Origin of the sequence: Streptomyces sp. NPDC058464 (assembly GCF_042721035.1) — a bacterium.
GTDB lineage: Bacteria > Actinomycetota > Actinomycetes > Streptomycetales > Streptomycetaceae > Streptomyces.
In genome coordinates, this window is the sequence record NZ_JBHXMA010000009.1 from 17,778 (window position 1) to 44,736 (window position 26,959).

Here is a 26,959-nt window from a genome sequence, read left to right on the forward strand (position 1 = left end):
GCTCGGCGGGGGCGAGCAGCTGCGAGCAACGCTTCACGGACGTCGGCAGGACGTCGGCAGGACGTCCTCAGGAGTACCGCCGGCTAGTCGTCGACGAACGTGACCGTCTCGTCGAGCGAAGCTCGGCCCGTACGGGCGTACGGTACTGCGGTGTCCTCGAATCCGATCGACATGCCGCAGAAGAGGATGAGGTCGTCCGGCGGCGACAGGACCTCCGCGACGGACTTTCGGTAGACGGACCACGCCATCTGCGGGCAGCTGTGCAGGCCTTCGGCGCGGAGCAGCAGCATCACGGTCTGCAGATACATGCCCACGTCGGACCACTGGGGCCGGCCCAGGTCCCGGTCGATGTAGCAGAACAGGGCGGCGGGTGCGCCGAAGCACTGCCAGTTGGCGGAGGCGGCTCTCTGCCGGGCCTCCCAGTCCTCGTGCGCGATGCCGAGTGAGCTGTAGCGCTCCGCGCCGAAGGCGGACCGGCGCTCGCGGTACGGGGACTTCAGTGTCTGCGGGTACATCTCGTACTCCCGCTCGTCCCAGGGATCGCTCGCGGTCACGCGCCCGCCCGCGAGCTCCTTGAGTTTGCCCAGCGCTCGGCCGGTCAGCACGTACACGCGCCAGGGCTGGAGGTTCGACCCGGACGGCGCCCAGGCCGCACCGGAGAGTACCCGCTCCAGGACCTCCCTCGGGACGGGCCGGTCGATGAATCCGCGTACGGCTCGTCGGCTCGTGACTGCCTCGTAGACGTCCAAGATCACCAGTCTCCCTCATCCGCTCCACGCGCCTTCCCCCTTTCGGCGGTTGGAGGATTCCAGAATGTAAAGATATGTGTAAAACGGCAGAAACGGCGCTGATGTCGGGACGCGTCCGCACAGCCGACGACGGGGGCGCCCGGTGCGGCGCTCCGATCGTCGCGAGCTCGGCTCCCGCTCACCCGGCGAAGGGAGACGTGGCGGTGGCGGCGACGCGGGAACGTCATGACGGAGTCCTAAGCCGGCCGCACGGTGGCGTTCGGGAGTCGTGGTGCGCCTGTGAACCCGGCAGTCGACAACTGACCGGGAAAAAGCGGTCAGTGACCTGGCGCAGCCGGTTGATCCGATGGTGAGCCGCTCGCTGGAAGGTGGTCTTCCGCCCACAGGAACAGAACGGCGAGGGGGATGAGGAAGGCTTTGCCGTGCGGAGAGAGCGTGTAACGGGTTCGTGGGGACTGCCCTGGCCGGACGTCCTGGGCGACCAGATCGATCGCGGTCAGTTCCTGGAGTCGCTGGGTGAGCATGCGGTTGCTGATGCCGGGGACGCGCTCCCGGATCTGTGCGAAGCCGGCCGGGCCTTTGGCCAGTGCCATGAGGATCGGGCCGTTCCAGCGTCTGCTGAGCAGGGTGAAGGCCCCAGTGATGGCTGGAGAGGCATCGGCCGACTGCGGATGAGCGGTCCGGCCGAGCGGCCTGGGCTGTTGTGGGGCAGGCATGGTGGGTATCCGTTCCGGTACGGCGTGAGCCGAGGTAGCTCGGTACCTTGCGTACTGCTCGATGGTCCTATTGGTGTGGGGAGTCGGCCCTTGGGTCTGCCGGGCCGCACCCTCGGTGTGTCGCAGGCGCGCGTTGACGGCCAGGACCGCGACCTGCCCCGGCCGGACACGCCGCCGCCCGGCCAGGGCCTGATCGCGCTCAGGAAGCACTCGGTATCAGCCGTCGCCGTCATGGCGACGGGCGTGTGCGTGCGCGTGTGCGTGACGCCGAACCGGCAAACCGGTGCCGGACCCCGTCAGGGCCGGCAGCAACTCTCCGGAGGGCGGCGCATCGGTCTGCGCGCCGCGACCATCCCTGATGACCCAGTGGCCGTACATGACCGCTGCGAGCCCGCAGACGCTCCACAGGGCGAGCACGGCCAGATGCCCGGCGTCGGCGTTTCCGTCGAAGTACGTGGTGTCGCGAAGCAGACTGGCTCCGGCGCCCGGGGGCAGCCACTGGCCGACATGGTCCACGCCCTTGGGAAGCATCTCCGGAGCGGAGGTGGCGCCCGAGAAGGCGTTTCCGACGAAGACCATGAGCGCGGCGCTGAGTCCGAGGCCCGCCGGCCCGAGGAGCCGGACCACGCCGGCAGCGGTGGCGCTGATGGAGAGCAGGACGAGCGACAGGATCGCCCACGTGGCCACGTGGTTGTGGGGCAGTGCCCCGAGGAATCCCTGAGCCACCAGATAGACACCGAGGGCGGCGACGCCGCAGGCGACGAGAAGCGTCATCACTCGGTGCCGCGGGCGTGCCAGGCCGCGAGCCATCGTGACGAACGCCCCGATCAGGATGCCGCAGATCGTGAGCGGGAAGACCGACGAGCTGAACACCACGCCCCGCGGGTCCTCTGTGGCGACGGGCACCACGTCGACGGCCTTCACCAGGACCTGCACCGAGGAGCCAGAATCGGCGGCGGCTTCCTGCCCGGCGGCCTTCGACCGGGCGGCGTCCTGCTGGCCGGCCGCCTGTTCGTGGACCTTCTTCCTGGACTTCGCATCGCCGGCCTTCTGCGCGGCGGCCTCGGCCTTCTGCGCGGCAGCCTCAGCCTTCTGTGCGGCGGCTTTCTGCCGGGCGGCCAGCTCCTGGGTGGCCCTCTGGGCCACCTGCTGTCCGACATCGGTCAGCAACTGGGCCACGGAGGGGCTGGCCGCGGTGGCCTTCAGAACGGTGATTTGGTGGCCGGAGATGGCGAAGGCGCCGTAGACGTCCCGGTTCTTGATCGCCGCCCGCGCGGCCTGCTGGTCGGGGTAGAGGCGGAAGTCGAACGCGCCGGGCTTCTCGCGGGTCAGCCCCTCCACCGCGTGCTGGCTGGCGGGCCCCGTGCCCACGATCCCGACCGGGACGTCGCGCGGTGAGATCCGCCCCGCCGGCCAGGCGAACGCCATCACCGCCAGAGTGATCGCTATGGGCAGCCCAAGGGCCGCAATGGCCACTTCCCGCCATGCCCGGTGTCCTGACAAGGGGTTTCTCACAGCCCGGCCTCGCAAAAAAGAATGGTCGTTTTTCTTAAGCTCTCAGTCTGGCCCTGCGGCTTGGCGGACGTCAACACGAATGTTCGTTTTTGTTGTTAGGCTGGCCTCATGCCCAAGGTCACCCAGCAGTACATGGACGCCCGTCGCGAGCAGATCCTGGACGCCGCGCGTCGTTGCTTCCTTCGTGACGGGTTCCATTCCACGTCCATGCAGGACCTGTTCGCGGAGTCGGGACTGTCCGCGGGCGCGGTGTATCGGCACTTCACCAGCAAGGACGAGATGATCCTCGCGATCGCCGAGGAGAACATGCGTGATGTCCTCGACATCACGCTCGCCGTCGCCACGGACCGGCAGGGTCAGTCCATGGGGGCGTTCCTGGCGGACCTGCTCGACGTGATTCGCGTCAAGTCCGTCGAGGAAGACGTGGCCGGCCTCGCGGTGCTGGTCTGGGGAGAGGCCATGCGCAACCCCTCTCTGGCGCGCAAGCTCGACCAACTCATGGGCCGCATACGCACCAATCTGATCGCCTTGGTCCGTGACCACCAGGAAAGCGGCTGCCTGCCTGCGAACGCGACGGCCGAGGGGATCGCGTCGACGATGCTCTCCGTCCTCCCCGGTTACATCCTCCAAGTGGCTCTGCTCGATCGGGCTGTTGTGGCCGAGGTCCCTGACGCGGTGCGGGCGTTGTGGCCGGGGCCGGCCGATGAGCGCTGAGCGGTCCCGCCGCCGAGTGCCGGGGTACTGAGCGCTTCTGCGGCGATCGCGCAGAACGCGTCGAACGGCCGCCTCGTTCTGCGCAGGCGCTGCCGCCGTCCGTCTCGGTGGGGACTGGCGCGCTGCTTCTCGACGCGCAGGTGCACAGTGACGAGTGACGCTCACGCGTGCGTGCGCAGGCTCAAGGCCGGGCCGGGCGGAGGTTGCCGCCGACATGCTGCCGAACGGGATCGTCACCGACAGGAAGGCCCGCCTCGCCCTTACCCGTCGCCCTTACCCGGTGCACCGACCGAGGGGCTGCCGAGGCGCGGTCGCCTGCGAGACCGAGATGGTAGGCCGACGGTGGACCGAAAGCCTGGCGAGCCGTCATCGCCGGGGACGCGAGCCGGCCCTGTCCGCATCCGTGGCCGAGCTTGGCGGCGCGCGGCGGCCGCAAGCCGTTCACACCCGCTCCTGCCGGCAGGACTCGACAGGATCGGCGGGGAATCCTCCGCCGTACCCGGGGCCGGTCGCGCGCTGCACAGCGCGTCACGTCCGCCGTGGTCTCGTCGGCCGGGGGCCGCGGTTTCATGGCAGTACCGCCATGGCCGGAGCCATGGCGGTACTGCGGGAGACGGCCGGCTGGGCTGTGCCATCGGGGTTCCCGTGACGCGGCAGCCTGCCGCGGTGTGCCGACGGGAGGTCAGCCGGTGGGGCGCGGGGCGCGCAGGTGGGCCCGCTTCTCCAGTTCCTCGTCGTCGACCAGGGTGAGCATCGGCTGACCCGGGGCGCACATCATGAACACGATGTACTTGGCGGGCGCGTCCGACGAGGCGTTGCCGTTCTGGTAGTGGATCACCTCACCGCCCGGCTCCCAGAACGTCTCACCTGCCTTGATCACGTGCTCCGGCTCGCCCTCGAGTTCCCACCGGACCGCTCCTTCGAGGACATAGCCGAAACACGGCCCCGAGTGGCGGTGCGGGGGAGTCCCGGGGTCACCGGGAGCCCACTCGACGAGCACGGTCATCCCCGAAGCGCCCTCGGGGATGAACGGCGGCTTGACGTCCGCAAGCATCTTGGGTCCGAAGCCGTCCTCTGAGTGCATACCGTGCATTTCGTGCATTGTGTCAAACCTCCGTGGATCGAGCCCGGAACGGGCGAACCGGCGTCGGCGGTTCCGGGCTCACGACAACTTGCTCTACAACGAAGACAAAGCGCGGCTCACACCTGTGACACGCCGTGAGAACGCCGTGAGGTGCCTGCTTTGCGCGCAACGAGTCGGCGGTGGCCACCCTTAGGCCGGCTGCACCGGCGAGAGCGTCGCCTGGTGTCCTGCAGCAAGCGCGGCCGAACGTCGTCATGTCGAATGCCTGGCCGACGTCCCTTTGATGCTTGTCGACACGCGTCCACGCCGTCCGGGCCCCGGGGAGGAAGCCGGCTCGGTAGACCACCGGATGGAACCCGATCGGCCGGCGTCTGAAAGCCGTTCCCTCCCCGCGCCGAAGGCTCGGCCCCGACTCAGCCGAACATGCCGACCTTGTAGCCGCCGGCCGGCTGCTGAGTGATGATGTTGATGCGGTTGTAGGCGTTGATGATGCCGATGAGGGTCGTCAGCGCGGCGAGTTGGTCCTCGTCGAAGTGCTTGGCGGCGTTCGCCCAGGCCTCATCGGTGACACCACCGGCCGCGTCCGCGACGCGGGTGCCCTGTTCGGCCAGCTCCAGCGCGGCGCGCTCGGCCTCGTCGAAGACCGTCGCCTCCCGCCAGGCGGCGATCAGGTTGAGCCGCACCGAGGTCTCCCCGGCGTGGGCGGCCTCCTTGGTGTGCATGTCGGTGCAGAAGCCGCAGCCGTTGATCTGGCTGGCGCGGACCTCCACCAGATACTGAATGGTGGCCGGCAGTGTCGAGTCCGACAGTGCCTTGCTGGCCGAGAAGAGGTGCTTGAGCACCTTTCCCGCGAAGGGATTGCCGTAGTAGTTGAGGCGTGCGTTCATTGGCCCTCCTGGCGGAATCGCTCGTACGCACTACTGACCGGACAGCCCGGCAAGGTGTGACACCAATACGGGGCGTGATGCAGGTCTCAGCGATCAAGGTATTGCCTTGCGGCCCTGGCTGCGCGCCGTGTCCGGAAGGACTGCGGTCGTCTCGGGGCAGACGTACTCGCATACTTCGCGCAGTACCTGTCCGGTATGTCCAGTGCGGTTCAGCTTTGCGTGCGCCGGGCTCGCAGTGGTGGTTGCGGTGGAACAGTCGGCAACGCTGAGCGAGCACCCAGGTGCAGCGAGGGCGGCTGGGCGGGCAATGCGCCCACCCCGTCGGCGGCGATCAGCGATCAGCGATCCGGGGGCGCACCAGGCCAGAAGGGTCCGAGACGGCGATGGCCGCGGCTGTGCCGACATGGAGCCGTGCCGATCCCGGAGGCGGCGGACGCGACCACGCGGGGGAGTGTGCCACGGTGCCTGCCTGGTGTGCCGTGCCGGATGATCGATACGGTTTCACTCGAAACTGGATGTACATCCGCAGAAAGGTGTCCGCCAGGCGCCCACCCTGGTCGGCCGGCCGGCTTCCGGCATCCGGAAGGGGTCCTGACGGCGGTGACCAGAGCTTTGGCGGGCCCGCTGTGGCGGGCGTCGGGGCGGCTGTCCCCGGGCTCGTAACACCCCGATCTGCCGGAGCAGGCGAGGACCTTTTGAACCCGGTCGCTGAAGTGCGCGGAGGGCGCCGCCCCGGCGGCCGTGATCTTGTGTACGTCCGGGTGCAGGTAGCGCTGGGTGGTGGTCAGGGGCCTGCGGGCCGGTTCTGCCCTGCTCGAACGACCTCGCGTGGGGGCAGCCCCATCGCCCCCGCGCGGCCCGGCCGGGAAGAACCGGCGTCACAACCGACCTGATCCGCCGGACGACCCCTGACCCCGGCGTGCCCGGCCCCGGCCGATCGGGACGTGCAGCAGGTCTGCCCCCAGGACCACACGGCCGCCGTAGCGGGCGCGGTCGGCGCTGTCGTGGAGCAGGCGTCGCCAGGTCGCGTCGGACACGGTGGCCGGGTTTCCCGGGCTGAGGTGGGTGGCGACCAGGGCGCCGACACCGGACTCGGAGGCGATCCGGCCGAGTTCGGCCACATCGGTGTGCGTGGCCAGGATGTGGTCGATGAGGGACTGCGGCAGGCCCAGAGCGGCGAGGCCGGCGGGGTAGAGAGCCTCGTGGACCAGTACGTCCGCTCCCTGGGCCAGCGTGACGATGTTGGGGGTGAGCGCGGTGTCGCCGGAGAAGACGACGCTGCCGTGGTCGGTGTCGAAGCGGTAGGCATAGGCGGGGAACACCGCGCCGTGCGGCACGAGGACCGCGGTGACCTTGACGTCGTCGTTCTCCATGACGGTGAACGGCCGCATGACGGGAGCGGTGTTCGTGGCCGAGGCGCCCGCCGCGGACGGCGGCAGGACGTCACGGACGTCCAGCAGGGTCGCCGGATCGATGCCGATGTGCTCGGTCATGAAGAAGGTGGGAGCGGCGGCGTACGCCTGACCGGCCAGCCTCGTCATCTCGACGGTGCCCGGCACGGGACCGGGGGCGCCGGCCACCGTGGACGGGACTCCGGCGGGGCCCGGGCCGTACACGGAAACGGGTGTCCGGAACCCCTGCGCGCCCGACGCCCCGGCGGCCAACAGGGGGAAGGCGTAGTAGTCGACGATGTGGTCGGCGTGCAGGTGGGTGAGGAAGATCCCGGTCAGGGAGGGCATGGACAGTCCCGCGCGCAGGTACTGGCTCACCGCTCCGCGGCCGCAGTCGACGACATACGTCCTGCCGTTGACGACAAGGGCCGACGAGATGCCGTACCGGTCCGCGAGGGGCGGTGGTCCGCTGTTGGTGCCGAGCAGCACCAGCGACAGGGGAGCGGCGGAGGCGGATGCGGCAGCGGCGGGTGCCGCGGTGAGCAGCGGAGCGGCGGCGACGGCCGAGGCGGCCACCGCGCCCAGCAGCGTTCTGCGGGACGTCTGCCGCGTCTCCTCCGATGGCGGGTTGCTTGCCAGGTCCTGTGTCGGCTGGTGGTTCTGGCACATGGCGGGCGGCTCCTCCGTGCTGTGCTGGGCTGGACAGGACGCGGTGGGGGCGGCCGGAGGAGGACACGCGGGACCCGACCCACCCGTCGTCCTGGCGCGGCGCGCGGCGACCGCGATCACTGGACGGGATGCTGGTCCGATTCGAGCCGGAGGGGGAGAGCGCGTAGCGCAACCTAAGGTGACGATCGGTCTCCTTGCGTACGAGCCGTCCACGGCCCGGGCGCCCTCACGTCCGGATGGTCGGGACGGGGTCCTCCGTGTCGCCTTCCGCCGTGCCGGTACCGGGGCTGGGGCCGGTACCGGGGCCGGGGTCTGCGCCCGTGCCCGTGCCCGTGTCGCCGGCGGCGGGCGCCGTGGCCGTGCCGTGCAGGAACACGCGTACCGCGGCGGCGATGCTCTCCCGGACCTCCGCGTCGTCCGGCTTGTGCGGGGAGTTGGTCAGCAGGCGCATCTGGGCGTCGCCCAGCATCGCCTGGTAGAGCTGCGCCGCGGCACGGACGGGGTCGGTGGCGAGCTCGATCTCGCCGGCGTCGCGCGCCTGCCGCAGGTACTTGGCCAGCACGGCCTGGCCGGCCGACGGGCCGTGCTCGAAGAAGGCCCGGCCCACCTCCGGCATGCGCTCCGCCTCCGAGGTGACCAGCCGGTGCAGGGCGATGGCCTCAGGCGTGAGGACCAGGGCGGCGAAGTGTCCGCCCAGGGCCGTCAGGGTCTCGGTGAGGTCGGTGCCGGGGGGAGTGAAGGTGTGCACCGGCTTCGACCACTCGTCGCACAGGGCCTCCACCGAGGCCTGGAACAGCTCGGCCTTGTCCGCGAAGTGCCGGTAGAGCGTCCCCTTGGAGCCGCCTACCTCCGTCAGGACGTCCTCCATCGTGACGCGTGAGTAGCCCCTGGCGATGAACAGCTCGCCGGCTGCGCGCAGGATCAGGTTTCGGCGCTCCGCGGATCTCGTTCTCGGCACGGTCGCCATCGTAGGGGCCGCCGCCGGGGCCCCCTGTCCTGCTTGCCTTGTTGTTCCTCTTACCTGTTGACGACTCATAACGGTACCGTACAGTACGGTACCAGCGTCGATCGGGGCCGCTCCTGCTCGACGCTCCCGCTCGACGCCCGCGCGGTACGCGGAGCCGAAGACGTTCACCGCGCGCACTCGCCCGGCCGTACCGGCGACATCCCTCCCCTGATTTCGCGTTCCCCTCTCCCGCTCACCGGCGCGGCATCCCTATCCGCATCCGCAGCCGCACACGCACGACATGGAGGAAGCAATGGCACAACTCAAGGACCAGATAGGCGAGGCCGGCGGCCCGCTGGCACTGCTGCGCGGCGGCCGGTCGGGGGCGTACCCCTTCCCGATCCGCGCCGAGTTCACCAACTGGCGTGACGAGCAGGAGAGCTGGCGCAACAGCGCGGCGCTGATGGACCTCTCCCACCACATGACCGACCTCACGGTGGAGGGCCCCGACTGCTACCGCCTGCTGGCCGCGCTCGGCGCGAACAGCTTCGAGGGTTTCGGCCCCATGCAGGCCAAGCAGTTCATCGCGGTCAACCACGACGGCTACCAGATCGGCGACTGCATCCTCTTCTGCCTCGCCGACCACGTGGTCCGGCTCGTCGGCCGGCCGCCGGCCCTCAACTGGGTCCAGTTCCACGGCGAGACCGGCGGCTACGACGTCACCCTGCGCCGCGACGAGCGCACCGCGCAGAACCCGAACGGCCGTGAGTTCTACCGCCTCCAGCTGCAGGGCCCGCACGCCGCCCGCATCTTCGAGGAGGTCAACGGCGGCCCCATGCCGGGCATCCCCTTCTTCACCATGGGCCGCTTCCACATCGGCAAGTACGAGACCACCGCCCTCAACCACCGGATGAGCGGCTTCCCCGGCCTGGAGTTCTTCGGCCCCTACGCCGACCTCGACGGCATCCGCGACACGATCCTGGAGGCGGGCGAGCCGTACGGGATCCGCCAGGTCGGCGGCCGGGCCTACGCCTCCGTGGCCACCGAGTCCGGCTGGATCGCCTCCACCGTGCCCGCGGTCTACTCGGGCGAGAGCATGCGGCCGTTCCGCGAGTGGCTCGGCGCGCGCTCCTTCGAGGCGAACCTCTCCACCGGTGGCAGCTACACCCCGGACAAGGTGGAGGACTACTACGTCACTCCCTACGACCTTGGTTACGGCCACATCCTCAAGTTCGACCACGACTTCGTCGGCCGCGAGGCCCTGGAGCGGATGCGCGGGCGCAAGCACCGCAGGAAGGTGTGGCTGTCCTGGCACCGTGACGACGTCGCCCGCGTCTTCGCCAGCATGTACGAGCAGGGCGACCGGCGGTTCAAGTACATCGAGATGCCCGCCGCGTTCTACTCGGCCTCGCACTTCGACCGCATCGAGAGCGTCGACGGCAACCTGATCGGCCTGTCCACGCTGTGCAGTTACTCGTCCAACGTCCGCGGCTGGATCTCCGTCTGCATGATCGACGCGGACGAGATCGGCTACGGCCGCGAGGTCAACGTGGTGTGGGGCGAACCGGACGGCGGCTCCGCCAACCCGACGGTCGAACGGCACTCCCAGACCACGATCCGCGCCACCATCTCCCGCAGGCCCTTCGCGAGCGACAAGCGCTGACCTGCCCCGACCCGTCTCGACCTGTCCGTAACGCCGAAGGGCCCCGGGGGCCCGTACCCAGGGGCCCGACGGTCGTCCCCGTGCCGCCGAAGGCGACGACACTCAGGGACTAGAACGATTAAGCAACTTTCCTGTATTGTCGGCTACCTAATCGATTTAGTTCTCCTGTTCCTCTCCCGCGGCGGGACGCGGGACCAAGGGGGTTGCCACTGATGTCAACCATGGAACGAACCGCCCCGGTCGGGCGGTCCGGAAGAGCGGCCGAGGTGAAGGGGCTGCCGGGTCCGGGCCGATGTCTGGTCATGGGCATCCTCAACGTCACGCCGGACTCCTTCTCCGACGGCGGCCTGTACGCGGACAGCCGGCGCGCGATCGACCGGGGTCTTGAACTCGCCGCCCAGGGTGCGGACATCGTGGACGTGGGCGGTGAGTCCACCCGGCCCGGAGCGCGGCCCGTGGGCCTGGACGAGGAACTGGCCCGGACCGTGCCGGTGGTGCGGGAACTCGCCCGTGCCGGCGTCCGTCCGAGCGTCGACACGATGCACGCCCCCGTCGCCAGGGCCGCGGTCGAGGCGGGGGCGTGCCTGGTCAACGACGTCAGCGGTGGCCTGGCCGACCCGGCCATGGCGCGAACCGTCGCCGCGGCGGGCGTGCCGTACGTCGCCATGCACTGGCGGGCGCCGAGCCGGGACATGGACCGCCACGCGGACTACCGCGATGTCGTCTCCGAGGTCACCGCCGAACTCGCCCAGCGGCTTTGGCGGTTGGCCGAGCAGGGTCTCGACCCGGACCGCGTCGTCCTCGATCCCGGCCTGGGCTTCGCCAAGCGTCCCGAGCACGACTGGGCGCTGCTGGCCGGCCTGGGGTCGCTGTGCCGACTCGGGCGTCCCGTGCTCGTCGGCGCTTCGAGAAAGAGGTTCATCGGTGCCGCTCTCGCGAGCGGGGGCGCCGGTGAAGTGCCGCCCGCGGAACGGGACATGGCCACGGCCGTGGTGTCCGGGCTGGCCGCCGTGGCGGGCGCGTACTGCGTTCGGGTCCACGATGTCCGCGCGGGCCTCGACGCGGTGCGCGTGGCGTCCGCCTACCTGGACCACGGGCGAAGGCGCTCCGTGGCTTTCGCTAGATCGTCTTAGTGTCGCAACTCGCCTTCAGGGTCCTTGAGTTGGTGGCCCCTATGGGTTCACTAGATCGATTAAGTACTCACGGGACAGATCACCGACATCACCACCACAGACAACCACCACCGCAAGCAATGAAGGAGCCGCAATGGCAGTCCCCTCCCTCCAGGACGGCATCGACAAGGCCGGATCCCCCGTCGAGCTGCTGTGGCAGCCGGACGCCGAACCGTGGACCCCCGAGGTCGTCGCGCGCGAGTACTCCGGCTGGCGTCAGGAGCAGGCCGCCTGGCACGAGGGCGTGGCCCTCCTCAACCTCTCGCACCACATGTACGACATGTGGATCGAAGGCCCGGACGCCACCCGGGTGCTGGCCGACCACGGCGTCAACAACTTCGAGAAGTTCGCGATCGGCCAGGCCAAGCAGTACGTGCCGGTGACCCGCGACGGACTCATCGTCACCGACGGCATCCTCGCCCGGCACGCCGAGAACAAGTACCTGCTCAGCGGTATCCCCGCGGCCCAGCACTGGGTGCGGTACCACGCGGAGAAGGGCGGCTACGACGTCGCCTTCGAGACCGACGCGTCCTCCGCCTTCCGCCCGGGCGGCGGCGACCCGAAGCTGTTCCGGTACCAGGTCCAGGGCCCGCTGGCGATGGACCTGATCGAGAAGGTCTTCGGCGGCCCGCTGCCGGAGACGAAGTTCTTCCACGCCACCCCCGTCACCCTCGACGGCCGCCCCTTCGAGGCCTTGCGCCACGGCATGGCAGGACAGGCCGGCTACGAGTTCATCGGCCCGTGGGAGCACGCGGCCCACGTCCACGAGGCGTTCCTGAAGGCGGGCGAGCCGCTGGGCCTGATCCAGGTCGGCGCGCTGGCGTACACCACGCCGAGCGTGGAGAGCGGCTGGATCCCCTCGCCGGTGCCCGGCATCTACACCGATGCCGACCTCGCGGAGTACCGTGCCTGGCTCCCGCTGTTCGGCATCGAGGGCAAGCGCCCCCTCAACGGCAGCTACTTCTCGCGGGACATCGAGGACTACTACGTCTCCCCGTACGAGCTCGGCTACGGCAGGCTGATCCACTTCAGCCACGACTTCGTCGGCCGGGACGCCCTGCTGAAGGCGAAGGACGGGCCGCTGCGCAGCAAGGTCACCCTCGTCCTCGACCCGGACGACGTGCGTACCGTCCTCGGCGGTGGCGAGGACCCCGGCTTCGTGCTCTCCTACGCGCGCCACCGTGTGGAGACGGACGCGGGTGGCCTGGCCGGTATGACCATGCAGAGCGCGTCGATCGACCCGGTCGGGACCGTGCTGGCGCAGACCCTGGTCGACGCCGAGCACGCCGTACCGGGCACCCGGGTCGAGGTGGTCTGGGGCGAGCACCCCGGCGCCGGCACCGACCCCGAGGCCGACCTGGGCTTCCCCCGGATCAGGGCCACCGTCCAGCCCTCCCCGTTCGACGAGCACGCGCGGACCCTCTACCGCCGCGACCGCTGACGACGGCCGTACGACGAGCGAGGCGAGAGAGATGAATCCCGTGAGCACGGTACGCACGGCGGCCAGAACGTCGCTGCTCGACGACTTCTCCCTGGAGATGACCGGGAAGGACGTCCCGAAACTGGAGGAGGCCCGCGACACCATTCCGCAGGGCACCCGCATCAACGTCACCTTCCTCGGCAACGAGGACCTGGAGCTGCGGCTGGCGGCCGCCCGCGCGGTCAAGCGGCTCGGCTTCGTGCCCGTACCGCACATATCCGCCCGCCGCCTCGGATCGCGCGACGAATTCGAGCGGTTCCTGGCCGGACTCAGGGCCGACGGCACCTCGGACAGCGTGTTCCTCGTCGGCGGCGACCCCGCCGTCCCCGAGGGGCCCTACGCCGACTCCCTCTCCCTGATCGACACGGGCCTGCTGCAGGAATACGGCGTCCAGGACGTCGGCATCACCGGCTACCCGGAGGGCCACCCGGCCATCGACGCCGGCGCGCTCTGGTCGGCGCTGCGGGACAAGCACACCGCCCTCGCCGCCCAGCCCCTCCAGGGCGGCATCATCACCCAGTTCGGCTTCGACGTCGACCCTGTGCTGGCCTGGGTGGAAGAGGTACGGAGCCGGGGCGTCGCGCTGCCGATCAGGATCGGGGTGCCCGGACCGGCGGGCATCAAGCGGCTGATGACGTACGCCTCCCGCTTCGGCGTCGGGACCAGCGCCTCTGTGGTCAGGAAGTACGGGTTCTCGATCACCAACCTCATGGGCACGGCGGGCCCCGACCGCTTCCTGCGTGCTCTCGACGCGGCCCACGATCCGTACCGGCACGGCGAGTTGAAGATCCACTTCTATACGTTCGGCGGGCTCAGGGCCACTTCCGAGTGGGCCGCCCGGTTCCGGAAGGACAGCGCGGCATGACCCTCACGCAGGACGCCCCGGCCCGCACCACCACGAGCGGGACCGCCGCCCAGCAGGCCGCGCTGATCGTGCAGGGCGCCGACGCGACCGGCATCGTCGCCGCCGTGGCGTCGGTCCTCAGCGGGCACGGCGCGAACATCGTCTCCCTCGACCAGTACTCCGACAATCCGCAGGGCGGTGCCTTCTTCCAGCGCACCGTCTTCGGACTGGACGGCCTGCAGGCCGCGCTGCCCGCCCTGCGGGCAGACCTGGACGAACGGCTGGTGGACGGCTTCGGACTGACGTACACGCTCCGCGACCTCTCCGCGCCCAAACGGGTCGCGATCTTCGCCTCCAAGTCCGACCACTGTCTGCTCGACCTGCTCTGGAGACACCGTCAGGGACAACTCCCCGTCACCGTCGCCATGGTGATCTCCAACCACCCCGATGTGGCGGAGGAGGTGCGGTCGTTCGGCATCCCCTTCTTCCACGTGCCGTGCCAGGGTGCGGACAAGTCGGCGGCGGAGGCCGAACACCTGCGGCTCCTCCAGGGCAATGTCGACTTCGTCGTCCTGGCCCGCTACATGCAGATCCTCTCCGGCGACTTCATCGAGCGGGTCGGGGTGCCGATCATCAACATCCACCACTCCTTCCTGCCCGCGTTCATCGGTGCGGGACCGTACGCCAAGGCCAAGAGCCGCGGGGTGAAGCTGGTGGGAGCCACCGCGCACTACGTCACCGAGGACCTCGACGAGGGCCCGATCATCGAGCAGGACGTCGTCCGGGTCACCCATGCCCACACCGCCGCCGACCTCACCCGCCGCGGCGCCGACGTGGAGCGTGCGGTGCTGTCGCGGGCAGTGCTGTGGCACGCCGAGGACCGGGTCGTCCGGGACGGCAACCACACCATCGTCTTCGCCTGACGAGACGGAACAACAGCTCGCGGCACAACAACCGCCCGGTGCAGGGATAGGCGGTCTTGTCGTGCGCCATCCCCTGTGACCCGGCCGGCCACCTGTGAAGACCGGCGGCCGGCCGGGTCACGGCGCCGTACAGCCGCGGTCACACCGACCGCACGCAGCACCACACCCCTCTCACCCGGGCGAATCGTTCCTCACGAACAGAAAGCGGTTCGCCACCATGACAACCACGATCGACGGCAGCGGAATCGCCCGGCGCATCCGGGCCGAAGTCGCCGAGGAGGTCGCCGCGGCGGCCGGTCCGGGGCCGGTCCCCGGGCTCGCGACCGTCCTCGTCGGCGACGACCCGGCCAGCGCCGTGTACGTCGCCGCGAAACGGCGTGCCATCAGGGAAGTCGGCATGCGCGACTTCCACCGGCATCTGCCCGCACACGCCACCCACGACCACGTGGCCACCGTCATAGACGAACTGGCCGCCGCACCGGAGGTCTCCGGCATCCTCCTCCAACTTCCGCTCCCCGCGCACCTGGACCCGGCCGCACTGATCGACCGTATCCCCGTCACCAAGGACGTCGACGGCCTCACCACCGCCAGCCTCGGGCGCCTTGCCCGAGGGGAGCGCGGGCTGCGCCCCTGCACCCCCAGCGGTGTCATCGAGCTCCTCGACACCGAGGGCATCGCCCTCCAAGGCGCCCGGGTCGCGGTCGTCGGCTGGGGCGAACTCGTCGGCAGACCCCTGACCCAGCTACTGCTGCGGCGCGGGGCGACCGTGTCCGTCGCCCACGAGCACACCACCGACCTCGCGGCCGTCACCCGGCCCGCCGACATCGTGGTGGTCGCCACCGGTGTCCGCGGACTCGTCGGCCCCGAACACGTCCGGCCCGGCGCCGTCGTCGTCGACGTCGGCATCCACCGCACACCCTCCGGCCTGACCGGCGACGTCCGCTCCGCCGAACTCGACGGCATCGCCGGCCGCATCACCCCCGTCCCCGGCGGCGTGGGCCCCATGACCATCGCCATGCTGCTGGTCAACACGCTGCGCGCCGCCCGGTGGGGCGCCGAACGCGAGACCGTCGCGGCGTGAGCGCTTCCTCAGGGGCGCGATGGGTCGTTGTGCGAGTGCGGGCCGTGCGGGCCGTGCGGGCCGATGGGGGCCGGTCGCGCAGTTTGTCCCCCAGCCTTCGGCCGGGGGCACCGCCGGCGCCCCTGAAGGGCGCTGCCGCGCAGTCCCTGCGGCAGACAGGAGGCGTGTCATGACTCATTTCCCTCCCCTCGCCCTCCTCGGCGGACGCCTCGCCACCGGGCTCGTCGACGTCACCAGCGACCCCTCGGCCCTGGACTCCGCGGGGTTCTGGGCCGTCGTCGCCGACTTCGAGGGGCGCCTGACCTGCGCCCGTTTTCGCGACGTACGGCGGATCGACCGCCGATGTGTCGTCCCTGCGACACCGTGGCGCGGACCCCGTCCCGATGCCTGGGCCACCTCGCTCGACCGGGACGCCTACACGAAGGGAGTGACCCGCGTCCGTGAGCACATCGCCGCCGGCGAGGTCTACCAGGCCAACCTCTGCCGGGTGCTGTCCGCGCCGGTGGCGCCGGACGCGGACACCGTGGCGCTGGCGGGGCTGCTGAGCCGGCACAACCCCGCACCGTACGCGGGCGTCGTCCGCCTCCCGCGGCACGGGGTGGAGGTGGCCACCGCCTCCCCGGAACTCTTCCTGCGCCGCGTCGGCCGGGACGTGGCGTCGGGCCCCATCAAGGGCACCGGCCGCACCGAGGCCGACCTGCAGGAGAAGGACCACGCCGAGAACGTGATGATCGTCGACCTGGTCCGCAACGACCTCGGCCGGGTCTGCGTCCCCGGCTCCGTCACCGTGCCCGGCCTGTGCGCCGTGGAGAGGCATCCGGGGCTGGTCCACCTCGTCTCCACGGTGCGGGGGCGCCTGCGCGACGGCGTGGGCTGGCCCGAGGTGCTCGCGGCGAGCTTCCCTCCCGGCTCGGTCACGGGGGCGCCCAAGGAACGCGCCCTGCGGATCATCGAGGCGTTGGAGACCTCGCCACGTGGCCCGTACTGCGGTGGCATCGGCTGGGTCGACGCCGACCGCGGCCGCGGCGAACTGGCCGTCGGTATCCGCACCTTCTGGTTCGACCGCGCCGAAGGGCTCCTCAGGTTCGGCACCGGCGCGGGCATCACCTGGGGGTCGGAACCCGAACGGGAATGGCAGGAGACCGAGTTGAAGGCACGCCGACTGCTGGCCATCGCCTCGGGCGCCGACCGGCCCGGCTTGGCGCACGATAGGTCGGCCGGCTCGGCGCACGGCAGGTCGGCCGGCCCGGCGCACGGCGGTCCGGAGACAACGCTGAAACGATCTGGTGGCGTAGAGTAGCGCCGGATGCTTAATCGTTCTAGAGCCCGGACGCGTTCCTTCGCCGAAGCAGCCGGCCGAAGAGGTCGACCGGGGACGACTCCGTCGACCGAGAGGGAGAGTGCCGGCATGGGGCGTTCGGGCCGGGTGACGCTGACCGACGTGGCGAAGGCGTCCGGGGTGTCGCGGGCGACCGTGAGCTTCGTGCTGAACGACGATCCCCGGCAGACGATCTCCACCGCCACCCGGGAGCGGGTCATGGAGGCCGCCCGGGACCTGGGCTACGTCCCGCACGGCATCGCCCGCGCCCTGCGTGAGGGGTCCTCGCGCATCGTCGTGCTCAACGTCGACTGGGGCATGGAGGGCAACTTCTCCCGCAGCTACGTCCGGGGCCTGGACGAGGAGCTGGCCGAGCACGACCACATCCTCCTGGTCCGGCACGGCCACGCGATCCCGGAGGCCACGCAGAAGGTCCTGGACACCATCGCGCCGCGCGCGGTGCTGCGGCTCGGCGAGGCCTACATGCGGGGACACGGGCCCGTAGAGGAGGACTGGGAGAGCGGTTTCGCCTTCAACGCGGCCCTGCAGATCGGCTACCTCGCCGAACGCGGTCACACCCGGATCGCGATGGCCCTGCCCGACCACGACTTCCCGCTGACGGAGGCCCGGCTCGGATTCGCCCGGGAGGCCGCCCGGCGGCTCGGGCTGCCGCCCCTGGAGCGCTTCGTCGTGCCGCGGCCCCGGGAGGCGGGCGCGATCGCCGTCCGGTCGTTCCTGGCGGTCCACTCCGACGTGACCGCCCTGGCCGCCTTCGACGACGACATCGCGCTGCGGGCGCTGACCGCCCTGCGCGACCTCGACCTGCGGGTGCCCGAGCACGTGGCCGTGATCGGCTTCGACGAGATCGAGTACGGTGCCCTGTCCACGCCCGCGCTCACCACCGTCCACATCGACGCCGAGATCCTGGGCCGGATCGCCGCCCGCAACGCCCTGGGCATCGACGCCGGGGGGCTGGCACCCGTGCCGGGCCGGATCGTGGTCCGCGGATCGGTGTGATCACGCGGCGGCGTGACCGGCCTCGCCGTGATCGCGCCCGCCGCGCCTGCCGCCGCCCGACCTGCCGAGGCCCCCGAAACGATCTACGTCACCACCGTCCCCGGAGCCGCGATCGTCTGCTAGCGTGCAACTTAAACGATCTAGTTGCGTGATCCGGCTGCCCGGTCCGGTCGCGCGATCCGGGCGCTTCCTCGTCACCGGACGACCGAACGAACGCCTTCACGATTCAGCTGCTCCGGACGTTCCGCCCCTCGCCGAGGCGGTCGTGTCCGGCACCCGCCCGCGCGCCAGCGCGCGACGCCCGTACCGCGCCCGTGCCGTACCCGGAGCAGCCGAGAGCCCATGAGCATGAGCAGGAGGATCACCGTGGACACTGCCGAGACCCAACGCGCCACCTACGAAGAGGTCCTGCGACTGAAGGACGCCCCCTTCGTAGCCCAGCGGCCGGCGTACTTCAGCCCGGCCGCTGCAGCCCAGGACGAGAGCAACTCCCTCGGCTCCTACGGTCACTTCGCCCAGACCTTGCTGCCCCTCGAATACACCGACTGGGTCGAGGAGTGCGGCGCGCACGTCACCTCCTGCTACCTCGGCGACTGGCCCAGCCTCCACAAGGTCGTGGTCCGCGGGAGCCAGGCGCTGGACTTCCTGGCCCGGCTCGGCATGAGGGACCTGACCCGCTTCGAGAAGGGGCAGATCAAGCATCACGTCCAGCTCGACGAGCACGGCTGGGTGGCGTCGGAGGGAATCCTGTGCCGTCTGGCCGAGGAGGAGTTCCTCTACACGGCCGGCAGCGGCGACTGGCTGATCTGGCAACTGAGCCAGGGGAGTTGGGACGCGGAGGCCGAGGACGTCAGCCCCGGGCGTTTCATCTTCGGTGTCCAGGGCCCCGCCTCCCTGGACACGCTGGAGAAGCTGACGGGGGAGAGCCTGCGCGACATCGGCTTCAGCCGCAGCCGGACGGCCGCCGTCGCCGGAGTCCCGGTACGGGTGCTGCGGACGGGCATCTCGGGCGAGCTCGGCTACGAACTCCACGGACCCGCGGGGCATGCCAACGAGATCTGGTCGGCCACCGTCGCCGCCGGCGGGCAGTTCGGGATCCGCCAACTGGGCCTGCGCTCCCAGCCGGTACAGCACATCGAGGCGGGCATCGCCACGAACGGCCTGGACTACCTCCCCGCCGCCATTCTCACGCCCGGCGCACCACGCCAGTTCCGCAGGGGACGGCCCGGCGGCAGCTTCGTACCGGACAACGGCATCACGGACTACTTCCGCAAGCCCGGCGAACTCGGCTGGGGCTTTCGCAGGGGCGTTCCCGACCGTGACTTCCTGGGCCGGGACGCCCTGGCGGCCGACGCCGCCAAGGGGGAGCCGCAGCGTACGCTCATGGGCCTGCGCTGGAACACCGAGGACGTCGCCGCCATCCTCGCCTCGCCGCTCGGTGCCGGGGACCTTCCCGACCCGATGGAAGTCCCGCGCGGCCGCGGTCCGGTCTTCGACCAGGTACTCGCCGCCGGCCGACGCGTGGGTGTCGCCACCGGCAGGACGGTCAGCGTGAACCTGCGGTCGACCATCTCCCTCGCCGTGCTCGACCGGACCCATGCGGCCCCCGGCACGGACGTGGTGGTCCTGTGGGGAAGGCCGGGGACCGCGCAGCGGGAGATCAGGGCGACGGTGACCGCGCTTCCCTTCAAGCAGGACAGGCGGCGAACGGACGTCTCGGCGCGGTAGGAGGCTGCGACCGGCTGCTGTTCCTCCGACCGTGGCACGTGCGCTTCGCTGTCACGACGGCATCCCGTTGGGGGAGGGCAGCAGGTCGTCGGGTCACTGCTCCCTGAACGGCGACCTGCGTCCTTGACCGGGGTCGGCGGTCACGGCGGGCACCGCGTCTCCTCGGAATCGGTGAGGCCGGTGACTCGCATCGTGATGTTCAGGCGGCCGGAGTCCAGGCCGCAGGCGGGGTCGGCGGTGCCTGCGTGGACCCTGGGGACGCCGCCGCGCGGCAGCCGGGTGTGCCGGATGGGGACCGGGCCGCCGGCCCAGGCGCGGCAGGCGGCGACGAGCTCTCGCTGCTCGTCGGGGGCGAGCCAGCCCGGCACGTGTACCGCGCCGGGCGCGATCTCCATGGCGGGCCGGGGAATCAGCGCGCTCACGCGGTCACCCCCGACGGTGGGTAGGAGGTGACCCACGCCCCGCGTACCTCCCAGACGCCGCCGTCGGCGCTCGCACCGCGCAGCCCGCTCAGGGTGTCGGGGCCGGCGAGCGCGGTCAGGAGGGGGGTGTTCGGCGAGGAGAACGCGACGGTGCGGGCCGGGTCGAAGTCGGTGGACCGGCGCAGGCGGCGCGCGAGCTGGGCGAAGCCCAGCACAGCGGCGGCGATCACCCATGCGTCGGGGGTTTCGGCGGTCAGGCGCCTCGCCGGGCGCAGCCAGGAGGCGGCCGTCTCCGGCCAGTCGACCACCGTGAGCACCTGTCCGCCCCGGGCCGTCCACGCGCGCGCGAACGCCCGGGCCGCGGCGCGGGAGGCGTCGTCGCGGCCGTGCCCGATCGCGACCGTCTCGATCTGCGACTTCGGCCCGGTCAACAGTCGGATGAGCGTGGCGAGTTCGGCTTCGGTGTGCGGCTGGGGCGCGGGCAGCCGGCCTGCGTACGCGACGAGGTCGGCCGCGTCGATCAGGGGCGAACGGGGGCTGTCGTGCTGCTCGGTGGGGGAGCTCATGAGGTGGTGATGCTTTCTCGGTTCGCTTTCCAGCGGGCGTACTCGGCGGGGAGGCACACGGCGCAGGGCCGGTATCCGGCGGCGATCGCGGTGGTCTCGTCGGCGAAGAACACCCGGTGCCCGACGTAGTGGCCGCGGGCGATGGCCCGCAGCGCGGACGGGCAGTCCAGTCGCCCGTACAGGCGTCCGCGGCGGTGCCCTCCGAGAGTTCCCGGTGTCGGGCTCGGGTAGGGCTGTCCGTCCGGGCCGAGCAGGGTGTACGTGTGCCCGGGCTCGTCGGCGACGGGGCGGGCGGGCGTCATGCCGCGTCGTGGAAGACGATGCCGAGCGTGTGGCGGCGGCCGGAGCGGACGGTGCTCACGCCGTGCCGCATCGGCCCGTTGGACCAGCCGCGCCTGGTCGCCACCGGCCGGTCGCGGGTGGTGAAGACCAGGCCGTGGCCCTGCGGCAGGGTCGTGGCCGAGCCGCGCGACTGCGCGCGCGGTCGCTGCTCGGTCATCAGGAACTCCCCGCCGGTGAAGTCCGTGCCGGGGGCGTCCAGACCGATGACGACCTGGAGGGGGAAGATCATGTCGCCGAACACGTCGCGGTGCAGGGCGTTCCAGTCGCCGGGACCGTAACGCAGCAGGATTTGCGCGGACTTGGCCTGGCCCGCCTCGTGGCACAGCTGAAGCCACTCCGCCAGGCTGTCGGGCCAGGGGGCCGGCTTGCCGAGCTTGGCCGCCCAGTCCCGGGCGACGGGCAGCAGACGCGGGTAGAACGCCTCGCGCAACTCCCGCACCAGGTCGGGCAGATCGTGGGTGAAGTAGCGGTACTGGCCGGAGCCGAAGCGGTGGCGGGCCATGTCCACGGTCGTGCGGAAACGGGCCGGCTCGTCGTAGAGGGCGGCGATCTCGTGGCACTCGGCGGGTGTGAGGATCTGCCCGGTCAGGGCGTTGCCGTGCCCGTCGAGTTCGTCGGTCAGGGCCGCCCAGTCACTGCGGGCGACCCGGTCGGCGACTCGGTCGGCGGCCGGGTCCGCGAGCCGGGTGGTCTCGGTCATGGTCGGGATTCCTTGTGTCGAGGGTGGGGCCACCCCGGTTCCGCCGTCGCGAGGAGGACGGTGCGCAGCCGGGGGTGACGGGGTGACGGTTCCTCAGGCGGCCTGGTGGACGTTTTCGAGGTCCAGGAGCTGCTGCTTGCGCTCCAGGCCGCCGGCGTAGCCGGTCAGCGTGCCACCGGTGCCGATCACGCGGTGGCAGGGGCGGACGACCAGCAGCGGGTTGGCTCCGATCGCGCTGCCCACGGCTCGAACCGAGGCCTTCGGTGCGCCGATCCTGTCGGCGATGTCGCCGTAGGTGAGGGTGGCGCCGTACGGGATGGCTTCCAGGGCCGTCCACACCCGCTGCCGGAAGTCCGAGCCGCTGGTGACGTACTCGATGTCGAAGCGCGTCAGCCTGCCGTCGAAGTAGGAGTGCAGCTGGGCGACGATCTCGGTGAACGCCTCCGGCTTGCTGATCCAGCCGTCCTGGACGACGGCGCCGTTCTTCTGGCCGGGCACGGACAGCGAGGCCAGTGCGGTGCCGCCCGCGGCGGTGGCCGATTCCTCGCCCACCAGCAGCAGTTCACCCAGCGGGCTGTCCATGGTCGTGTAGACGGTCATCGGTCCGGTGTCCTTTCCTGAAGACTGTGCAGTGCCGTTCATGTCATCCACTTTGCGGCTTGTGCGGTGTCTTGTCCGGCGGGATTCGGACACCGCTCTGCGGGCCGCGGGGCGCTCTCGTGAGTGCGGTGTGCCGGTGGGCCCGCTCGCACAGGGACGGGCGCGGGGCTCCGCGGTTCAGCGGGCGTTGTGGAAGATGAGGCCGAGGGTGGTGCGCCGGCCGGTCTCGACGGCGTTGGTGCCGTGGCGCATCGGGTGGCGGCGGAAGCCGTTCTTCCCGCGGATCGGGCGGTGGCGCACGGGGAAGATCATCCCCTGGCCGAGCCGGGGTTTGACGACCATCGCGCGGGACTGGAACCGGGGCCGTTGTTCGACGAAGACGTTCTCGCCGCCGGTGAAGTCCTCGCCGGGCTGATTGAGCATGATCGCGATCTGCAGGGGGAAGACGATGTCGCCGTAGATGTCCTGGTGCAGGCATGCGTAGTCGCCGGGGCCGTACTGGAGGATCAGCGGGGTGGAGCGGTGCTGGCCGTTGTCCGCGCACTCGGCCAGCAGCTCCTCCAGCGAGTGGGGGAAGGTGCGTTCGTTCAGCTGCGGTGCCCACTGGTTGGCCATCCACGCCATCGGCGGATACAGCCGCTCGCGCAGGGTCTGAACGAGCGGGACGGTCGCCGGGTCGGCGTAGTACTTGTAGGTGCCGCGGCCGAACTGGTAGCGCTGCATGACGACCGTGGAACGGAACAGGCCGGGCTCGTCGAAGGTGTCGATGATCTCCTGGCACTGCGCGCGGGACAGCAACGGCGGGGTGAGGGCCACGCCCTCCTCGTTCAACTGGGCATACAGCCGCGCCCAGTCGAGTGCGCCGAGCGCGGGCAGATCGGTCGTCGGGGGTACGTGCGGTGCCTGGCCGACCGGTGCGGCAGAGGGGAACAGGGTGTCGGCGGCGGGGGTGGTCTGGTTCATGAAGGGTCTTTCGTAGCTCTGTGGCACCGGAGCGGGCCTGCGGGCCACGCCGAGATGCGCGCGGGCGGGCGCTGCGCCGTCAACGATCATCGCGCCGGAGCCGCCCGGTCGCTGGCGGCATTCGGACGTGGCGTTTGCGTGCCGGCCTCCGGTGCTCGTCGGGGCCCGGCGCCGCCGCGCCCCAGGGGCGACACGCCCGAGCCTCGACCACCGGGCGGCCCCGGCCGGAGGCCGCGGTGACGCGCGCCGGGTCTTTCACCTGCTGCGTGAATACGACGAGCGGACGGCCGCGACGGAACCCCCGCGCCGACGGGGGGCGACGTCGGTCTTGCACCCGGTCTTCCCGCAGACGCCGGGGTGAAAGTAGGCGACCGCACGCGGGCCGGAGGCGCGGGCGGCGCGGCTCGGTCCGAGGTGTGGTCGAGGTGTCGTCGCGATGTGGTCGAGGTCCGGTGCTTATGTCTCCGCGCTTGGTCAGTCCTGCGTGGGTATGAGTACCGCGCGGCCGACCAGCCGTCCGTTCTTGAAGTCGTCGTACGCCTGCTGCGCTTCGCTGAGCGGATAGCGGTCCACCAGGATCTTGAGTCGGCCCAGGGCCGCCAGGCCGACCACTTCCTGCAGGGCGACGCTGCCGCCGTTCAAGCTGGTCGCCAGCTGGGTGCCCGGCGGAATCTTGAAGAAGTCGAAGGGAACCGAGCCGCCGCCGGCCCCGACCATGGTGAGGCTGCCCCGCCAGGAGAGGAGGGCGACCCCGAGGGCGAGCGTCGCGTCCACCCCCACGCAGTCCAGCACGAAGGTCGCGCCGAGCCCGCCGGTGAGCTCGCGGATCTGCTTCACGGCGTCGGGACCGTTGAGGGAGACCTCGTCGGCCCCCAGTTCGCGCGCGAGCTTCAGCCGGGCCTCGGACGAGTCGACCGCGACCACGCGGGCGCCGGTCAGCAGGCGCAGGAACTGGACCGCGTAGAGACCCAGGCCGCCGGCGCCGATGACGACCGCGGTGCTGCCCGGCCAGATCTTCGCAAGGGCGGGCTTGATCGCGGCGTACGTAGTGATACCCGCATCGGTGAGCGGCGCCGCCTGGACCGGGTCCAGGTCACCGATCGGAACCAGGAACCGTGCGTCCGGGACGAGGATGTACGGCGCGTGGCCGCCGTCGAAACCGACACCGGGCGCGCGAATGCCCTTCTGGTAGAGGCAGTGGTTCTCCTCGCCGGACCGGCACAGGTGGCAGTGCCCGCAGCTCGCCCAGCCCGGGTCGATCGCGACGGCGTCGCCCGGGCGGAAGTTCGTCACACCGCTGCCCACCTCCTCCACCCAGCCGGCGACCTCGTGCCCGAGGGTGAAGGGCGGCGGATTGTCCTGCCAGTAGGACGCGTCGCGGCCGATCACGGTGAAGTCCGTGTGGCAGAGGCCGGAACCGGCGACCTTGACGACCACCTGGCCCGGTCCCGGGTGCGGGTCGGGCACCTCCTCGAACTCCGGTTGCTTCTGCGCCTGCAGAAGTCGGTAGGCAAGCATCGTTCTCTCCTCTTGAAAGGGGTTACACGCAGCCGAACTTCAGGCGCAGGCGCAGGCGACGGCGGCCGGCGGACCGCGGGCTCGGGGTGTACGGACCCGGGGGTGTGCGGGCCCGGGGGTGTGCGGGTGGTCACGCGTGACGGCTGTTCGTGTCAGCCGCTCGTGGGAGATGTTCGTGTCAGATGTTCGTGCTGTTCGGGATCAGCGACGGCCGCAGATAGTCGTAGGCGTGTGTGCGGTGACGGTTGCGTCCGACTATCTCGTCCTCGGCGGCGGAGAGGTTCTGCTGGAATGCGTGCAGCCGGTCCGCGACCGGGGTGTGCTTGAAGTCGTCCTCGTAGTGGCCCAGCTTCGTCTCGTGGATGACGCCGAGAAAACGCATGGTGCAGAGCTGTTGGACGGCCACGTCGAGCGGCGGCAGATTGGCGAGCCAGTCCTGCAGGGTGTGGTCGCGGCCGCGCGGCTCCTGGGTGAAGCCCGCGATCGGGTTGGCCGGCAGATAGCTCAGGTGTTCCTCCTGAGTGAAGTTGACCGCGGCGTGCTGCGGGCCGGCCGTCCAGATCACCATGGTGAGGATCTCGGCGAGGTCGGTGCGGTCGGCGATCGTCCCCGCACCGGCACCGAAGTCGCGGATGGCGCCGTACTCGGGCGAAGCCACCTCGGCGGCCCACGCCTGCAGTTCGTGGTCTTCGCGGACCTCGGCGTCGGACCGGTAGTACGCGTCGACGAACTCGTCGGTCCACCGCCGTATCGCCGTCCACACGAGCAGGCCGTCGTCGCGGTACGGGTAGTGGGGCAGGCCGCTGAGGCTGTCGGTGCCCGAACGGGCGAGTTTCGCCGGGAGGTAGTTGCCGGTGAACGAGAAGTTCTTCCGGTGCTCGGCAATGAACGGGTAGGTGCTCTTGAGGTCCGAGCCGATCACGTACTCGACGGCCCGGCCCGGCTGGATCAGCACCTCGACCGCGAGCTTGTTGATCGACATGGTGCCCTCGAAGTGGCGCCGCAGCAGCACCGCGACCGGGTGCACCGCCGCGAGGTTGCGCACCGCCGCCAGGAGCACGGCCTCGCTGATCAGATGCGTGAAGGCGAGATGGCTCAACACCCCGTGGTACGTGTTGTGCGCGGCCAGCACGCAGTTCTTGGCCAGCTTCCAGGAGTAGCCGTCGGCGGGCGTGTAGATCTCGCGCCCGGCCGGGTCCTGTCCGCACTGGATGGCGAAGGGCCGGAGCGCACCGCCCGTACGCGGAACCGCGAAGGCCACCATCGGGCTGTATATGTACTTGGGGTCCTGGTAGTGATGTCCGTTGTTCAGAACGGACATCGACTCGTGGTCCACCCAGCAGACCCGGCCGGCGGCCAGGGCGGACTCCAGCGTTTCGTGCGCCAACTCGGGCACGCTGTGCAGGTGTTCGCTGGTGATCGGGAACTTGCCGGGCACCGTGTCCAGCCGGGTCAGCCGTGTCGGGTCCGGCCCGGCGACCATCATCTCGGCGAAGTACTCGTCGGTTTCGCACCAGCTCACGACGTCGGGCGGTTTGACGACCGTGAAGATCTCCTGGAACTGCTCCAGCGTGTTGGCCGTGTCGGCGTCCGTGCGCGGGCCGGGCGTGGGCATGAAGTAGTCCAGGAGCCCGGCCACGTCGTAGTCGTGCACCATCGCGGCCAGCTTGCGGGGGGCCAGCGGCTGGACTTCGTTGACGAAGTCCCACTTGCCCCGGCGCCTGAGGTTCAGCAGGTTGAGCCGGATCCGCTCCTGCTCCTCGACGGCCTTGAGCTGCCAGGCCGCGCTCGGACCGTTGCCGTCGTCGGCCCCCGCGGCCACCGGGAATCCGTACGCCTTGTCGTAGGTGTGCGCGGCCTTGACCGCGGCCATCTGCTCGGGTCGCTCCCGGCGTGGGTCATTCTGGGAGATGAGGTATTCCGGCATTACCCTTCCTTTCCATCCTTTTCA

General features: G+C 70.7%; 24 protein-coding genes and 1 pseudogene. 10 read left to right on the forward strand and 15 right to left on the reverse strand.

The window, feature by feature from the left end; translation table 11 throughout:
• Positions 1–83 precede the first annotated feature (83 nt).
• From ACFWPQ_RS14395 to ACFWPQ_RS14405, 3 genes are all read right to left on the reverse strand, one after another.
• Complete coding sequence (locus tag ACFWPQ_RS14395) at positions 84–749, reverse strand: nitroreductase (protein WP_361298298.1); 666 nt, start codon at positions 747–749, stop codon at positions 84–86.
• A gap of 317 nt (positions 750–1,066) precedes the next feature.
• Positions 1,067–1,465: a winged helix-turn-helix transcriptional regulator gene (locus tag ACFWPQ_RS14400; protein WP_384033274.1), complete on the reverse strand. Its 399-nt coding sequence runs from the start codon at positions 1,463–1,465 to the stop codon at positions 1,067–1,069.
• Positions 1,466–1,681: 216 nt separating this feature from the next.
• Complete coding sequence (locus ACFWPQ_RS14405) at positions 1,682–2,980, reverse strand: ABC transporter permease (RefSeq protein ID WP_384033277.1); 1,299 nt, start codon at positions 2,978–2,980, stop codon at positions 1,682–1,684.
• 108 nt (positions 2,981–3,088) lie between these two features.
• Here ACFWPQ_RS14405 and ACFWPQ_RS14410 point away from each other — a divergent pair, with 108 nt between their 5' ends.
• Complete coding sequence (locus tag ACFWPQ_RS14410) at positions 3,089–3,694, forward strand: TetR/AcrR family transcriptional regulator (protein ID WP_384033280.1); 606 nt, start codon at positions 3,089–3,091, stop codon at positions 3,692–3,694.
• Between the two features lie 682 nt (positions 3,695–4,376).
• Here the strand turns inward: ACFWPQ_RS14410 and ACFWPQ_RS14415 are convergent.
• The 4 genes from ACFWPQ_RS14415 to ACFWPQ_RS14430 all read right to left on the reverse strand — a co-directional run bounded on the left by ACFWPQ_RS14415 (position 4,377) and on the right by ACFWPQ_RS14430 (position 8,683).
• Positions 4,377–4,796 carry a cupin domain-containing protein gene (locus ACFWPQ_RS14415; protein WP_384033283.1) on the reverse strand — a complete coding sequence of 140 codons (420 nt, stop codon included), beginning with the start codon at positions 4,794–4,796 and terminating at the stop codon, positions 4,377–4,379.
• A gap of 395 nt (positions 4,797–5,191) precedes the next feature.
• Positions 5,192–5,665 (reverse strand): carboxymuconolactone decarboxylase family protein, encoded by a 474-nt coding sequence (locus tag ACFWPQ_RS14420; RefSeq protein WP_384033286.1) that lies wholly within the window; start codon positions 5,663–5,665, stop codon positions 5,192–5,194.
• A gap of 878 nt (positions 5,666–6,543) precedes the next feature.
• Complete coding sequence (locus ACFWPQ_RS14425) at positions 6,544–7,725, reverse strand: MBL fold metallo-hydrolase (protein ID WP_384033288.1); 1,182 nt, start codon at positions 7,723–7,725, stop codon at positions 6,544–6,546.
• Between the two features lie 226 nt (positions 7,726–7,951).
• Positions 7,952–8,683, reverse strand: coding sequence for a TetR/AcrR family transcriptional regulator (locus tag ACFWPQ_RS14430; RefSeq protein ID WP_384033291.1), 732 nt, complete (start codon positions 8,681–8,683; stop codon positions 7,952–7,954).
• A gap of 301 nt (positions 8,684–8,984) precedes the next feature.
• Between ACFWPQ_RS14430 and ACFWPQ_RS14435 the strand changes: the two genes are divergently transcribed.
• The 9 genes from ACFWPQ_RS14435 to ACFWPQ_RS14475 all read left to right on the forward strand — a co-directional run bounded on the left by ACFWPQ_RS14435 (position 8,985) and on the right by ACFWPQ_RS14475 (position 19,897).
• Entirely contained in the window at positions 8,985–10,334 is a 1,350-nt protein-coding gene (locus ACFWPQ_RS14435) for an aminomethyl transferase family protein (RefSeq protein WP_384033294.1), read from the forward strand.
• A 221-nt stretch (positions 10,335–10,555) separates the two neighbouring features.
• Entirely contained in the window at positions 10,556–11,467 is a 912-nt protein-coding gene (folP, locus tag ACFWPQ_RS14440; protein ID WP_384033297.1) for a dihydropteroate synthase, read from the forward strand.
• Positions 11,468–11,600: 133 nt separating this feature from the next.
• Entirely contained in the window at positions 11,601–12,947 is a 1,347-nt protein-coding gene (locus tag ACFWPQ_RS14445) for an aminomethyl transferase family protein (protein ID WP_384033299.1), read from the forward strand.
• Between the two features lie 31 nt (positions 12,948–12,978).
• Positions 12,979–13,851 (forward strand): methylenetetrahydrofolate reductase, encoded by an 873-nt coding sequence (locus ACFWPQ_RS14450; protein WP_384033302.1) that lies wholly within the window; start codon positions 12,979–12,981, stop codon positions 13,849–13,851.
• Complete coding sequence (gene purU / locus ACFWPQ_RS14455) at positions 13,848–14,753, forward strand: formyltetrahydrofolate deformylase (RefSeq protein WP_384033305.1); 906 nt, start codon at positions 13,848–13,850, stop codon at positions 14,751–14,753. The genes ACFWPQ_RS14450 and purU overlap by 4 nt, the downstream gene beginning before the upstream one ends.
• A 217-nt stretch (positions 14,754–14,970) precedes the next feature.
• On the forward strand, positions 14,971–15,834 hold the full coding sequence (locus ACFWPQ_RS14460; protein WP_384033308.1) for a bifunctional 5,10-methylenetetrahydrofolate dehydrogenase/5,10-methenyltetrahydrofolate cyclohydrolase: 864 nt from the start codon (positions 14,971–14,973) through the stop codon (positions 15,832–15,834).
• 169 nt (positions 15,835–16,003) lie between these two features.
• Positions 16,004–17,134, forward strand: coding sequence for a chorismate-binding protein (locus ACFWPQ_RS14465; protein ID WP_384033311.1), 1,131 nt, complete (start codon positions 16,004–16,006; stop codon positions 17,132–17,134).
• Between the two features lie 108 nt (positions 17,135–17,242).
• Positions 17,243–18,169 carry a LacI family DNA-binding transcriptional regulator gene (locus tag ACFWPQ_RS14470; RefSeq protein ID WP_384033314.1) on the forward strand — a complete coding sequence of 309 codons (927 nt, stop codon included), beginning with the start codon at positions 17,243–17,245 and terminating at the stop codon, positions 18,167–18,169.
• A 366-nt stretch (positions 18,170–18,535) separates the two neighbouring features.
• Positions 18,536–19,897, forward strand: a complete 1,362-nt coding sequence (locus ACFWPQ_RS14475; protein ID WP_384033317.1) for an aminomethyl transferase family protein — start codon at positions 18,536–18,538, stop codon at positions 19,895–19,897.
• 248 nt (positions 19,898–20,145) lie between these two features.
• Here the strand turns inward: ACFWPQ_RS14475 and ACFWPQ_RS14480 are convergent.
• The 8 genes and pseudogenes from ACFWPQ_RS14480 to ACFWPQ_RS14515 all read right to left on the reverse strand — a co-directional run.
• Positions 20,146–20,319: pseudogene (locus ACFWPQ_RS14480) on the reverse strand (alpha-ketoglutarate-dependent dioxygenase AlkB); the annotation flags it as partial.
• Positions 20,316–20,885: a hypothetical protein gene (locus tag ACFWPQ_RS14485; protein ID WP_384033320.1), complete on the reverse strand. Its 570-nt coding sequence runs from the start codon at positions 20,883–20,885 to the stop codon at positions 20,316–20,318. The gene ACFWPQ_RS14485 and the pseudogene ACFWPQ_RS14480, both read right to left, overlap by 4 nt.
• The gene (locus ACFWPQ_RS14490; RefSeq protein WP_384033323.1) at positions 20,882–21,187 is read right to left on the reverse strand and encodes an Ada metal-binding domain-containing protein; all 306 of its coding nucleotides are present in this window, start codon (positions 21,185–21,187) and stop codon (positions 20,882–20,884) included. The genes ACFWPQ_RS14485 and ACFWPQ_RS14490 overlap by 4 nt, the downstream gene beginning before the upstream one ends.
• Positions 21,184–21,927, reverse strand: coding sequence for a 2OG-Fe(II) oxygenase (locus tag ACFWPQ_RS14495; protein ID WP_384033326.1), 744 nt, complete (start codon positions 21,925–21,927; stop codon positions 21,184–21,186). The genes ACFWPQ_RS14490 and ACFWPQ_RS14495 overlap by 4 nt, the downstream gene beginning before the upstream one ends.
• 93 nt (positions 21,928–22,020) lie before the next feature.
• Complete coding sequence (locus tag ACFWPQ_RS14500) at positions 22,021–22,527, reverse strand: methylated-DNA--[protein]-cysteine S-methyltransferase (protein WP_384033329.1); 507 nt, start codon at positions 22,525–22,527, stop codon at positions 22,021–22,023.
• 177 nt (positions 22,528–22,704) lie between these two features.
• Positions 22,705–23,490, reverse strand: a complete 786-nt coding sequence (locus ACFWPQ_RS14505) for a 2OG-Fe(II) oxygenase (protein WP_384033332.1) — start codon at positions 23,488–23,490, stop codon at positions 22,705–22,707.
• A gap of 474 nt (positions 23,491–23,964) precedes the next feature.
• Positions 23,965–25,008 (reverse strand): NAD(P)-dependent alcohol dehydrogenase, encoded by a 1,044-nt coding sequence (locus tag ACFWPQ_RS14510; RefSeq protein WP_384033335.1) that lies wholly within the window; start codon positions 25,006–25,008, stop codon positions 23,965–23,967.
• A gap of 178 nt (positions 25,009–25,186) precedes the next feature.
• A complete protein-coding gene (locus tag ACFWPQ_RS14515) occupies positions 25,187–26,935 on the reverse strand; it encodes a lipoxygenase family protein (RefSeq protein WP_384033338.1) in 1,749 nt (582 codons plus the stop codon).
• Positions 26,936–26,959 lie beyond the last annotated feature (24 nt).

Coding starts and splice junctions, on each gene's coding strand:
- ACFWPQ_RS14400 (WP_384033274.1), bottom strand. CDS start 1,465: ATGCCTGCCCCACAACAGCCCAGGCCGCTCGGCCGGACCGCTCATCCG.
- ACFWPQ_RS14410 (WP_384033280.1), top strand. CDS start 3,089: ATGCCCAAGGTCACCCAGCAGTACATGGACGCCCGTCGCGAGCAGATC.
- ACFWPQ_RS14415 (WP_384033283.1), bottom strand. CDS start 4,796: ATGCACGAAATGCACGGTATGCACTCAGAGGACGGCTTCGGACCCAAG.
- ACFWPQ_RS14420 (WP_384033286.1), bottom strand. CDS start 5,665: ATGAACGCACGCCTCAACTACTACGGCAATCCCTTCGCGGGAAAGGTG.
- ACFWPQ_RS14425 (WP_384033288.1), bottom strand. CDS start 7,725: ATGTGCCAGAACCACCAGCCGACACAGGACCTGGCAAGCAACCCGCCA.
- ACFWPQ_RS14435 (WP_384033294.1), top strand. CDS start 8,985: ATGGCACAACTCAAGGACCAGATAGGCGAGGCCGGCGGCCCGCTGGCA.
- folP (WP_384033297.1), top strand. CDS start 10,556: ATGGAACGAACCGCCCCGGTCGGGCGGTCCGGAAGAGCGGCCGAGGTG.
- ACFWPQ_RS14445 (WP_384033299.1), top strand. CDS start 11,601: ATGGCAGTCCCCTCCCTCCAGGACGGCATCGACAAGGCCGGATCCCCC.
- ACFWPQ_RS14450 (WP_384033302.1), top strand. CDS start 12,979: ATGAATCCCGTGAGCACGGTACGCACGGCGGCCAGAACGTCGCTGCTC.
- purU (WP_384033305.1), top strand. CDS start 13,848: ATGACCCTCACGCAGGACGCCCCGGCCCGCACCACCACGAGCGGGACC.
- ACFWPQ_RS14460 (WP_384033308.1), top strand. CDS start 14,971: ATGACAACCACGATCGACGGCAGCGGAATCGCCCGGCGCATCCGGGCC.
- ACFWPQ_RS14465 (WP_384033311.1), top strand. CDS start 16,004: ATGACTCATTTCCCTCCCCTCGCCCTCCTCGGCGGACGCCTCGCCACC.
- ACFWPQ_RS14470 (WP_384033314.1), top strand. CDS start 17,243: ATGGGGCGTTCGGGCCGGGTGACGCTGACCGACGTGGCGAAGGCGTCC.
- ACFWPQ_RS14485 (WP_384033320.1), bottom strand. CDS start 20,885: ATGAGCTCCCCCACCGAGCAGCACGACAGCCCCCGTTCGCCCCTGATC.
- ACFWPQ_RS14490 (WP_384033323.1), bottom strand. CDS start 21,187: ATGACGCCCGCCCGCCCCGTCGCCGACGAGCCCGGGCACACGTACACC.
- ACFWPQ_RS14495 (WP_384033326.1), bottom strand. CDS start 21,927: ATGACCGAGACCACCCGGCTCGCGGACCCGGCCGCCGACCGAGTCGCC.
- ACFWPQ_RS14500 (WP_384033329.1), bottom strand. CDS start 22,527: ATGACCGTCTACACGACCATGGACAGCCCGCTGGGTGAACTGCTGCTG.
- ACFWPQ_RS14505 (WP_384033332.1), bottom strand. CDS start 23,490: ATGAACCAGACCACCCCCGCCGCCGACACCCTGTTCCCCTCTGCCGCA.
- ACFWPQ_RS14510 (WP_384033335.1), bottom strand. CDS start 25,008: ATGCTTGCCTACCGACTTCTGCAGGCGCAGAAGCAACCGGAGTTCGAG.
- ACFWPQ_RS14515 (WP_384033338.1), bottom strand. CDS start 26,935: ATGCCGGAATACCTCATCTCCCAGAATGACCCACGCCGGGAGCGACCC.